This is a genomic window from Fervidobacterium pennivorans DSM 9078 (genome assembly GCF_000235405.2).
GTDB lineage: Bacteria > Thermotogota > Thermotogae > Thermotogales > Fervidobacteriaceae > Fervidobacterium > Fervidobacterium pennivorans.
The window spans coordinates 819,990-831,130 of record NC_017095.1 but is presented as its reverse complement, the minus strand read 5'-3'; the positions used below and the strand labels follow the sequence as shown (position 1 = coordinate 831,130).

Annotated in this window: 8 protein-coding genes; all 8 read left to right on the top strand. The window is 37.5% G+C overall.

The features are described from left to right. Window positions 1-31: 31 nt before the first annotated feature. The 8 genes from FERPE_RS03850 to FERPE_RS03815 are packed head-to-tail and all read left to right on the top strand — an operon-like array spanning window position 32 to window position 11,090. Entirely contained in the window at window positions 32-3,982 is a 3,951-nt protein-coding gene (locus FERPE_RS03850) for a diguanylate cyclase (RefSeq protein ID WP_014451344.1), read from the top strand. After that, entirely contained in the window at window positions 3,966-4,904 is a 939-nt protein-coding gene (gene murB / locus FERPE_RS03845) for a UDP-N-acetylmuramate dehydrogenase (RefSeq protein WP_014451343.1), read from the top strand. The genes FERPE_RS03850 and murB overlap by 17 nt, the downstream gene beginning before the upstream one ends. 38 nt (window positions 4,905-4,942) lie before the next feature. After that, window positions 4,943-6,286, top strand: a complete 1,344-nt coding sequence (locus tag FERPE_RS03840) for an aminopeptidase (protein WP_014451342.1) — start codon at window positions 4,943-4,945, stop codon at window positions 6,284-6,286. A gap of 16 nt (window positions 6,287-6,302) precedes the next feature. Then, entirely contained in the window at window positions 6,303-6,767 is a 465-nt protein-coding gene (locus tag FERPE_RS03835) for a MarR family winged helix-turn-helix transcriptional regulator (RefSeq protein ID WP_014451341.1), read from the top strand. Between the two features lie 44 nt (window positions 6,768-6,811). Beyond that, complete coding sequence (locus FERPE_RS03830; RefSeq protein WP_014451340.1) at window positions 6,812-8,233, top strand: PEGA domain-containing protein; 1,422 nt, start codon at window positions 6,812-6,814, stop codon at window positions 8,231-8,233. 35 nt (window positions 8,234-8,268) lie between these two features. Beyond that, entirely contained in the window at window positions 8,269-9,546 is a 1,278-nt protein-coding gene (locus tag FERPE_RS03825; RefSeq protein ID WP_014451339.1) for an S-layer homology domain-containing protein, read from the top strand. Beyond that, window positions 9,518-10,363 (top strand): patatin-like phospholipase family protein, encoded by an 846-nt coding sequence (locus tag FERPE_RS03820; protein WP_245530435.1) that lies wholly within the window; start codon window positions 9,518-9,520, stop codon window positions 10,361-10,363. The genes FERPE_RS03825 and FERPE_RS03820 overlap by 29 nt, the downstream gene beginning before the upstream one ends. Continuing rightward, a complete protein-coding gene (locus tag FERPE_RS03815; protein ID WP_014451337.1) occupies window positions 10,335-11,090 on the top strand; it encodes a hypothetical protein in 756 nt (251 codons plus the stop codon). Before FERPE_RS03820 ends, FERPE_RS03815 begins: the two co-directional genes overlap by 29 nt. Window positions 11,091-11,141 lie beyond the last annotated feature (51 nt).

Below are 11,141 nucleotides of genomic sequence, written 5' to 3'. Positions count from 1 at the left end.
AGTTTAAATTTAGTGGGAGGCGTGGTATAGGTTGGAAATACTCGAATACATTGGTGATACCTACTGGAGCAGTGATTATATCGTTGAAATTCAGGGCTACAAAAAGGTAGCGAAATTCGTAGAAAAAAGCTTGATTAAAAGTCAGGCAGATGCTATTCTGCGTTCAGAACTAGCTCGCAACGTTCACGGACTTATAGTTCCTGAAATCTTTTATTTTGAAGAGGGCGAACGAGATATTCTTGTATATGATATTCCTTCGTATGATTCTATTACTAGGTACGGACGTGAACATGTTGAGAAACTCCTTCCACAGTTGCTTTCTATTATGAAGACAGTCTTACATATTCCTGGTCTCTCTGTTCCTTATATGGGGTTAGATGACTTAGTTATTGTTAACGATGAAATTAGGATATTTCTGCCGTTGATACAATCTTTTGAACATGTTGAAAGTATGGCAAAAACTGGAAAAGTGTTTGCTGCTCCCGAATACTTCAGAAAAGAAATAACAGACAAATCAACAATCTACGTCTTTGGCAAAATAATCCACGATTTGACTAGCAATGAAGAGCTCAAAAGAATTGTTCAGCGTATGATAGTTGAGGAGCCAAGTCAGAGAGACTATGTTGAGGAGATTCCTTTTCAGAATGTGTTTGGTTCCAAGAAGATTCTGACTATAAGAAGAATTCACAGAGAAGAGGAGAACCAAATAGTAGAACTTGTTCTACGACCACTGCCAGGGCAAGGCTTTATAGGTGTTATAGGTCCACAACGGATAGGTAAAACTACCATGATTGAGAATTTGCAGAGTAACTTCAGGCAAAAAGGAATACCTTTTTTGCACGTTACCAGTGGATCTGATTTAATTGCACAAACATTGCAAGTTTGTTCAGACAAAGTATCAGAGAAGCTGGTTTCGAGTTTATCTTATTGTCTGGAAAATGTTTGCACTATAGACACAGTGAGCATAGATGTGGTTCAAGCTTTGACGCATCTTGATAACGTGGTTATATTCGTTGATGACTATCAAGAAGCAGGTGAACGACTGAAATCATTCTTAAGAAGACTTGCAAGATTTGACAGTACTGGGAAAATAAAAATTCTTGCTTTCTCTGTTGAGGACTCGGAAGACTTCCATCTTCGTGTTGAATTAAAAGCGTTTGACAAACATACAATAAAAAGGCTCTTAGACTCGTCTTTCTTAAAAATACAAAATCAAGACATCCTCGTTGATTGGCTCTATGCTGCCAGTGGAGGCTTACCAGGGCTTATAGTTGAATACCTTAGATACCTTTACGAACAAGATGTACTAAGAAAAGAGCACGAAGGATTTGTTTTCGATGCGGAAAGACTTGAAGAAGTTAGGGTTGAATCTATTTTTGTCGAGAGAGTAGAAAAATTCAAGAACTCAAACGCGAAATATCTTTCAGTTCTCGGGCAAAAGTTTAACCTGGTAGAAGTAGAAACCTTGGAAAAGTTACTGGGGGAAAATATAGATTTGACAAAGCTTCTAGAAGATGGGATACTTTACAGAGAATACAATATAATCCGTTTCACACTCAAACAGTATTGGGAAATACTGTACGAATCGATTGTTGAAGAGGAAAGGTTAGAACTCCATAAAAAATTGGCATCTTCTTTGGCTGACTATGAGAAGAAGGCTTGGCATTTGGAATCATCAGGAAATGAAGTGTCAGCTGCTGTTGCTTACCTAAAGTACGCAATGGAGCTTCTAAATTTTTACGCATCTCCATCAGTTATATACGCTGTGCTACAAAAAGCGAGAAAAATTCTTAAAAATCGAGAGTCTTACGCTTATTATAAATTCCTACTCGAACTTGCTGAACGAACAGAAGACGAAAACTATATAAGAGACTTGGACATTCCGGATAAAAAGATATACGTCTATCTGAAATCGTTCAAATACTACTTAGTTTACGACTACAAGAACGCAGTAGAACTTCTCAAAAATTCGCACGTCGAGCTTGGACCGTTTGGTAATTTGAAGCGTGAGTTTTTACTATTACGGTCCGAAGTGGGACAAGCTCCTGGAAGAAAAGATTATTACGAAAGAGCAAAACGAATAATGGAACAACTTGACGAAAACAACCCGTTGCACGTGAGGCTTCTTATTGACATTTACATATTTATGTCGGTTATAGCTCGTTCGAACCCATCAAAGGCTTTAGAGTACTTAAGAAAGGCTGAAAAGCTAGCACTTGATTACAATGTTGCACATAAACTCCCATCGATTTATAACAACATTGCTGTTGAGATTACAAACACCACTATTTCTATGCAGTACCTTGAACGAGCAGTAAAGGCTGCTGAAAACATTGGGTTGCCTGCTCGAAGCTATTTAGCAAGGTTAAACATACTTTCCCACGCACTTTATGCAGGTAAGATAGGAGAATTCATATCTGGTATTGCTGAATTAGAACCAAAACTTGAAATGTTAAACTTAAGAAATGAGATAATCTTTGCACAAACACTAGAGGCTTATTATCATAGTTATAATTTCGAAGTTGAAGAAGCTCTTCAACATATTGAGCGTATAAAAGAACGTTACGGGGTGGATAGTTCATTCGACATTTTTGCTGTTCACTTTATAACAAGAAACCTTCCTAAAGCAATGGAGTACAAACAAAGTGTCTTGAGTAGCGAGGAGTATGATGAAAGCACAAAGGAGATTGTCGAGGTCATTTCTGCAGCTGGGACAGAGGAGTTTGCAATAAAATGGAAAAAGTATAGAGATGCTGGTTCTAGATATTTTAGGGAAGAAATAGTAGCAGTTTTGGGAAACGAATTGGCAAGAACTGTTCCTGAATTATTCAAAGAGGAACTTGAGTATCTCGAAACGAACTACGTGCTTGATGGAGCTTTGTTATCCTTGGCAATGGTGTACGAAGGATTTGGTCATTACTATAAAGCCCTCGGTAATGAATACAAATCAAAGTCATACTATTCTAAGGCGATAACTATTTATAAAGACATAGGACTTGAAAATGCTGCTAGAATGTTATGTGAACTCTACGGAGTCGAATTAGAAAAAGACGAAAAAGAAAAGCATTCAAAACAACTGAGCACGCTTTCATATGATTTGCTCTCCAGTTTAAAAGCAATTGACCCGAAAACAGAACCGGAGAAACTTTTAAATTACTTTGCCGCAAAGATTCTGTTGCTGATACCAGCTAAAAGCCTTTTGTTTAAGCTTTACGATAAGGTCCTAGATAAAACGTTCGAAACCAGTCTTGGAACACCAGACAAAGAAAAACCTGTTGGAGAGACTTTAAGCGTGGCTCCATTGGAAGTTTATGTTAGCGACAAAATTGACAAAAACGCAGTATATGAACTTTGGCTTTCCAATAAAAAAGTTCGATTTCCTGAAGAATATAAGAAAGAACTTCTACGAATGCTACAGTTGCTTGAGTATAGTTTTGTGGCTGTTATGAAGGGAACACTAACATGGTTAAGAAGTCTAATAGACCCTCTTACAAAACTCTACACAAGGTATCATTTCAGCGAAGTTTTGCAACATTACTTCGAAAAAGCTCAGTCCGAGCAGGGGGAATTAAGTGTTGTTATGTGTGATATTGACAATTTCAAGAAGATAAACGATACGTACGGTCACCTTACAGGTGACGAAGTTTTAAAGGAAGTGGCAAGAATATTGAGAGACAACGTACGTTCAGTGGATGTTGTAGGACGTTTTGGTGGCGAAGAATTCGTTTTACTCTTCCCATCAACCGGTGAGGAAGAAGCAAAGACTGTTGTTGAAAGATTGAGAAGATTAACTAGGGATTTGGACAAATTCCCATTTAAGATTACCCTTAGTTATGGAATAGCCGTTTATCCTGCATGCAAGGTCAATGACCCTGAAGAATTGATACAAAAAGCTGATATTGCACTTTACCATGCTAAAAACACAGGAAAAGACAAAATTGTTGTGTATACGGAGGGAATGAGCGGTGGATTACACGCATGATACACTTAACGAATACATTAGAGGCTTTAAGAAAAGCTTGATTGAGAAACTTTGGGATTTAGGATGTGATCTGTTTTTTGATGAAAACCTTTCACATCATGTTAGTTTTAGAATAGGTGGAAGTGTTCCACTTTTCATAATTCCCAGTTCGATGGAAGGCTTTTTAGAAACGATAAGGCTTCTCAAAGAATATGAGGTCCCTTTCCGCGTAATTGGTAAAGGAACGAATATAATCCCAACAGATGACGAAAAAGGGTTTGCGGTTATCTCTACGGAAAGAATAGATTTCGTAGAAGTTCACGATGAATTTATTACCGTATCAGCTGGAATGTCGTTTAAAAGCCTCTGTTTATTAGCGCTTAAACATTCACTTTCAGGTTTGGAAAAGGCTTTTGGATTGCCTGGTAGTGTTGGTGGGGCAGTCTACATGAATGCCGGTTGCTATGGTTGGGAAATGGCTCAAAACGTTGTTAGTATCAAAGTGTTTGATGGAAAAAATGTTGAAACCATAAGTCCTTCTGAGGCACAATTTAGCTACAGGGATAGTATATTTAAACACGAAAAATCTCTAATAATACTCTCAGCAGTTTTAAAATTAACGATAGGTGACAAGGAAAGTATCCGTGAAATTATGATTGACACTATGCGAAAACGGTACGAGAAGCAGCCATTAGAGTATCCTAGCGCTGGTAGCGTCTTTAAAAGACCAAGACCTGATTTTTACGTTGGAACGGCTATAGAATCACTTGGTTTGAAAGGTTATCAAATAGGCGGCGCACAAGTTTCTGAAAAACATGCTGGGTTTATAATCAATAAGGGAAACGCAACAGCTTCAGATGTCTTGAAATTGATTGATTTTATCAAAGGCAAAGTTAAAGAATATTACGGCGTGGAATTAGAAACAGAAGTCGAAATCTGGTAAATTATAATAGCTGATAAAAAAGTTGGAGGTGGCTGGAAATGGGGTTGAATGAATTAGTATGGAAAAAACGAACAAGGGAAGAGATTGAACATTTTTCAGATAGGTACAAAGAATTCATTGATTACGCAAAAACTGAGCGGTTAGCTATTGAATATTTTGAAAAGATACTTTTGGAAAATGGTTACATTCCGATCGAAAAATATACTGGAAAGGAGAATAAGGTTTTCTACATAAATAAAGAAAAATCTTTGGTTGCGGTTAATGGAGAAATATTGAATGGTATTAATTTTGTTGCGGCGCATGTAGATGCTCCAAGAATTGATTTGAAACCAAACCCATTGTATGAAGATTCAGGGATAGCACTTGCGAAGACCCATTATTATGGTGGAGTTAAGAAATATCAATGGTTGAGTCTACCCCTGGCACTTGTAGGCGTTGTTGTAAAAGAAAACGGCGAAAAAATTAGAGTATGCATAGGATGTGAAGAAAAGGACCCAGTATTGGTTCTTCCTGACCTGCTTCCTCATCTGGATAAAGAGGACAAAAAGGTAAGTGAACAATTCAAAGCAGAGAAGATGAACGTCATACTCGGTTCTATACCTTTAGAAGGTGAGGAAAAAGAACCAGTTAAGAAATACATCCTAAAGCTCTTGAAAGAGAAGTATAACATTGAAGAAGAAGACTTTATAAGTGCTGACTTAGAGCTTGTTCCCGCTTTGAAACCTCGAGATGTAGGTATGGATAGCAGTTTTATTGGTGCATACGGCCACGATGATAGAATATGCGCTTTCGAGGGTATCATGGCCTTATTGAACGCGCAACCAAAAAATAAAGCTATTGGAGTTATTTTGTTTGACAGAGAGGAAATAGGAAGCGAAGGCGATGCAGGAGCTCAAGCAAGGTTTTATAGAGCATTTTTGAGAAGGATGCTTTCTGTTAAGGGATTTAATGACACCGAGCAAGTTTTAGATGAGATTATTAGTAAGTCAACAGTTCTTTCAGCTGATGTAACCGCCCTTTTTGATCCGTCTTACCCTGATGTTCATGATAAACTTAATGTTGCTAAAGCAGGTTACGGTGTTGCTATAGTAAAATACACTGGCAGAGGTGGAAAAAGCGGGGCAAGCGAAGCACATGCTGAACTGGTTGGGAAAGTAAGAGCTATACTGAATCGAAACGGCATCTCTTGGCAGGTTAGCCTTTTAGGTAAAGTTGACGTCGGTGGCGGTGGAACCGTTGCAAAGTTCCTTGCAAAAGAGGGATTTGATACGATTGATATAGGACCTGGACTAATGAGTATGCACGCTCCTTTTGAACTTGTCTCAAAAGCAGACCTTTACGAAACTTATCTTGCATTTAAAGTTCTTGTGGAAGAATTGTGAAAACTGAGGTGGTTCGATGTTTGGAGAAGTAACTTACTCAGAAGGCGACTTAAAAAATGGGTTGCCAGCACACCTAGAACAGTTGCTCAGGACCATATGTTTTAGAATACGGGTACATGGTCGTGAGGCCTTGAAGAACTACAGCATTACGGCAGCACAATTTGACTTACTCCAAAGGGTTTATTTCAATGGACCCCAGACGATGACGAAATTGAGTCAGTCATTAGGTATCGCAAAGAGTACGACTAGTGGCCTTGTTATGAGACTTGTGAGGGACGGATTTTTAAATCGAAAAAGGGATGAAACAGATAGAAGAGTTTTTAAGGTGGAAATAACACCTCTTGGTGAACAAGTGATAAAAGCAGTTATAGAGATGCGAGTCAAATACATTGAAGAGGTTATTAGGCAAATACCCGGCGAAAAGACTAGATTAATCCACGAGGCCTTAGACCTCCTTTACGGGGTTATAAGTTCCAAGTAATCTAAAGCTTTGAAATTCTATGTTTTAATAAGGAGAGAATCTCTTTGAGGAAAAACGTGGAATTTAGAAGTTTGTTCAAGCTTGCTTTTTTCATCATAGCGCTATTTTCAGAAATCACTTTTTCAATAACAGTTTACGCACCAAAAGGGAGTATGGTTTACTATAACGACAAACTTATGGGGGTTGTACAAAAAGACTCCATAAGTTTCAACGCAGAGTTTCCAGGGACTCTCAAGGTTGTAAAACCTGGTTTTGTGCCGTTTGAAAAAATCCTCACAGAGGAGGCTACTGTGACTGTAGAACTTTCATTACCCTCATTCTTGAATGTAAAAGTAACCCCGCAAAATGCACGGGTTTCTGTCGATGGTCAACTAGTTGAGGTTGACACTTCCAGTGGTACCGCAAGGCTACAAATAAATTCTGGGATTCATGAAATTAAAGCAGAAGCTCCGGGATATGTTACCAAAACTGTCAGAGTTGAAATCAATCCGTATGAGGAAAAAGATTTGGAAATAACACTGAAAAAAACAGTAACACTTAAATTGGTTTCTGAAAAAAATATTAACAACGCTATTTTAGGTGGAATGATAATAAATTTACCTTCAACGATAGAGGTAGAACCTGGTAAATACAAACTCTACCTACCAAATACCTTTTTGAATAGCATTCAAGAATTTGAAGTACCGTTCGTTGATGAATATGTATATAAAGTCGACTCTACACAGATGTTTAAGTTGACTATTGATGGAAGCCCTGCAGGAGCGTATGCTTGGATCTCTGGTCAGATTTGGAAACTTCCAACAACGATAGTATTACCAGAGAGCAGTTACGACATTCGAATATTTTCCCAAAACTATGAAGATTACAAAACAAAGGTTGAACTAAGGAAAGACACAAAGATTTTCTACAATTTGAAACCCAAGCTGGAGGTAGCTCAAAGAACTATCGACGACAGCTTTGTTATAGAGTATGATGGATATGTAAGGGACAGAGTTGTCGTCAAACCGTGGTTTACGACGATAAAAGATAATGAAGGAAATATAGTGTGGTATGGTTTCAGCGATGGAAGTCTTAAAGCCCTCCCAAAGACTGTTCCAGTTTTGATAAGTAAAGATATGATTTGTATGATAGGGCGTACAATGTTCAAAGGACCTACAATTTTACAGGTAACGTTGGGTACTAATATTCTTTTTTATGACAACAGAAGAGCAGGTAGTGAAGAAAAGATACAAGTAGAAGGACTCACAGTGATTGATACTGAAGATAGGGTTTTGGTGAATGTATATTCAAAAGATGTCTGTGAAGTTTACTGGGATGATGAATTCATAGGAAACACACCGATATATTTCTTTGTTACATCAGCAGGGAAGCACAAGTTAACTTTCGTACGGAATGGTTTAAAGGTTAACGAACAAATTGTTGAAGCGAAGCAAGGACAACTCAACGAATTTCGACAATCATTTTGAAGACTACTTCCAGATTTCAATGCGAGGTGAAGAGCATGACTTACGTTTTCTATCGACTGTTAAAATATCGAAGTGTCATTATTCTTTTCCTGATTTGCTTTAGCGTCTTTGGGTTTTCTACCGCAATAAAAGATCTTTCTCCATCCGCAGCTGAATACAAAGCTGTGCTTTTCCTTGTAGAACAAAAGATTATGGACGTAGATTCAAATGGAAATTTTAAACCTTCTTTACTTGTAACAAAACTTGACCTTGCACGCTATTTGTATGCGCTCATAGATAGATACAAGTTAACAAACTTACAAAGTAGCAAGTCCGATGATTTAGCAAAGCTTGAATCGAGAATTACTACATTAGAAAAACAAGTATCCAATATTCCTTCTGCTCAACTCCAAAGTTTTTCGGCTTTGCAAAGTGAAGTGACCGATTTAAAAAAAAGACTTTTAGCAATTGAAAACAAGGTCGCGAACCTTGAAACTAAAAGCACCAACCCATCAAAGGACCAGCAAACTATTATCTCTGTACAGAATGAGCTTTCAGCATTGGCCAGAAGGGTTACTGCTGTTGAAAACAAAATTTCAACACTTTCCCAATCGAAGGATTTCGCTAAAGACATAGCACAATTGACAGCTCAGATAAATAGTTTAGAAGAGAGACTAAATGAATTCACTCAGCTGATGAACTATTATATTAATGAAGTTGAAAAACTTAAAACAAGGGCGACGGATTTAGAAAAAAAGGTTGAACATACAATAATTACGACTAATTCGCTATCGGAAAAGATTTCCAAATTGGAAGCAAGTTCTTCGGAGAATATTAAGAATCTCCAAAACACCACCATGGCGAGTATAAATGATTTGAGAAATCAATTATCAGGAGAAATTGAGAAATTAAAGTCTCGTCTTGGAACTATTGAGGAAGTTATAGGAAAAGGTCAAGACTTTTTACAACGTTTAGAAGCCTTAGATGCTTTGACAATAATCAATACATTCTCTAACTTGGAAGTACTTTCTAACCGATTTGACCAGCTTGAAGCAAGATTCAAAAAGCTTGAGGACAGTCTTTCTCAAGTGGTCTTGGAACAAAGATATGTACTCAACGAACTTGTCGTTTCTCAGAACTCTGTGAAAAAGTTCGACTCTTTGGAACAAAAAGTTTCTCAACTCGAAGCTTCTAATAACGCTAATAACGAGGATATAAAAAAGCTTTCAGCGCAAGTGGAGAGTTTAAATAGTCAATTGATGACTACGCGAACAATAACTTACATTAGTTTGTTAGTTTCCATAGTTGCAGGAATTCTCGTACTTCTCAAGTGAATTGAGAATAACTAGAAAGGATTTGATAGTAATTATGGTTGGACTTGCTCTTCAAGCCGGAGGAGTAAAAGGATTTTCGCATATCGCAACACTGAAAGTTTTTGAAGAATGCAACGTCGAACCTGATATTATTTCGGGTTCGTCAGCAGGTTCTATTGTTGGAGCGTTATATGCATTACATGGCAGCTCAGAAATTGTTTACAAGATCTTTTCAGAAACAGTTCGTAAATTTCTCAAAAAACAAAGTACGAAACCTGAACCGATAATGAATTTAGAGATGGTTATAAAAGAAGCTCTTTACAGTTTGGATGAGTTCTATCAATTTTTCAAAGAGTTGTTTGGTAAAAAGAAGTTCTCGGAGCTAAAAACAAAACTTTTAGTTGTGGCTTTTGATATAGAAACCTGGAAGAGTTTCGTCATAGATGAAGGCTACCTTGTTGATGCAGTGCTTGCAAGTTGCACTGTTCCTGGAGTATTTGAACCTACATACATTGCAGGTGTTCGAATGCTTGATGGCGGGATTCTATCTCCTGTTCCTACTTTTGAATTGAAAGAGTACGGAGCAGATACCATAGTAGCTAGTGTTTTTGAAGAGCGCATACCACCATACACAACACATATGGAACTAATGCTCACTGTAGATGCAGTTAAAGAGTCATATATTGTGCAGAACGAGCTCAGTGTGGCAGATTTCACGTTTATTTATCCTGTAAATGTCAGCTGGAGCGATTTTGCTAAACATGAAGAAGTTTATCGAAATGCTTTAATTGTTGCAAGGAGAGTGAAAGATGAATTTGAAAATTTCATTAGGCGGTGATATTCTACACTATTTAGGAGCTGTTGGGCTCTTAAACGCTCTTTCAGAAAATAAGGTTACAGAAAGAGACGATTTGGAGATACATTGCAGCGGTTTTTCGTGCATACCATTGATTTTATGGACATATCAAAGAAATAATGCATACAACATTCTTTCAAGTATGTGGGACGAGGCTTCCAAGTTTTTCAAAGGTAGTTTTAAACCTTCTTTGTCAGAGATTGGAAAAAACTTTTTGCTTTTGTATAAGATGCAAAAGAGGATAGATTTAGAGTTATCAAAACAAAAACTTAGTGAATTTGTTGAGAAGTGGATTCCAAATGTGGAGATTGAAGAACAATCCAGAATAAAAATACACGCTTTTAACTTGGAGAAAAGGCAAGATGAAATCCTTTACGGCAATGCACGAGAAGTTTTAATACACGCACTTCCTTATCCTATTGATTTTGCACCTGTTGATGGGTATATTTCCTCAAGTTGGGTCTTTGGAATTCCTGAAGGTGATGGTATAATATACATTGATTGGTATGATCCTTTTGAACCTCGTAGGGCCACCGACTTCCTTCTAATGGCCACCTTTGCCAGGACAGCTTCTTTTATCAAGCTTGCAACTGAAAAAGCAAAAGTAACAGTGACTATCAGACTTAGTGGTTCCGGTTTTAAGGATTTTAGGTCTATCAGCAATCGTTTCTATTTAGCTGGTAAAGAGTTCTTAGAAAAGTTTCACTGATCAACAATATCAAAGTTTAGGGACAAATTAATATACTTCGGAGGGGTACTT

Excerpts from the sequence above, each read along its gene's own strand:
- FERPE_RS03840 (WP_014451342.1), top strand. The coding sequence starts at position 4,943 with ATGGGGTTGAATGAATTAGTATGGAAAAAACGAACAAGGGAAGAGATT.
- FERPE_RS03815 (WP_014451337.1), top strand. The coding sequence starts at position 10,335 with ATGAATTTGAAAATTTCATTAGGCGGTGATATTCTACACTATTTAGGA.
- FERPE_RS03825 (WP_014451339.1), top strand. The coding sequence starts at position 8,269 with ATGACTTACGTTTTCTATCGACTGTTAAAATATCGAAGTGTCATTATT.
- FERPE_RS03835 (WP_014451341.1), top strand. The coding sequence starts at position 6,303 with ATGTTTGGAGAAGTAACTTACTCAGAAGGCGACTTAAAAAATGGGTTG.